Source organism: Parvimonas sp. M20 (assembly GCF_035282425.1).
GTDB lineage: Bacteria > Bacillota > Clostridia > Tissierellales > Peptoniphilaceae > Parvimonas.
This window is the reverse complement of record NZ_JAYKBQ010000283.1, coordinates 1-237: the sequence shown is the minus strand read 5'-3', so window position 1 is coordinate 237 and position 237 is coordinate 1. Positions and strand designations below refer to the sequence as shown.

At 73.4% G+C, this 237-nt stretch carries 1 protein-coding gene; it reads left to right on the top strand.

The genetic code is table 11. The features are described from left to right. Positions 1 to 226, top strand: a 226-nt coding sequence (locus VJI93_RS09255; protein ID WP_324009396.1) for a hypothetical protein, incomplete at its 5' end; no start/stop codon positions are given. Positions 227 to 237: the final 11 nt, after the last annotated feature.

Here is a 237-nt window from a genome sequence, read left to right as displayed (position 1 = left end):
CCGGCGCGCCGGCATCCGGGCGGGGTTCGTGTGGGGCAGCAGCCTGCGCGACGACGAGGTGGGCCCGGCACTGTGGGGCGAAGTAATCCCGCGCGCGCTCACCGACGGGAGTCTCCGGCCGATGCCGGAGCCGCTCGTCGTCGGCGAGGGCCTGGGAGACGTGCAGGCCGCGCTCGACCGTCAGCGTGCGGGGGTCTCGGCATCCAAGCTGGTCGTTCGTATCTGACGGGGTGAAGC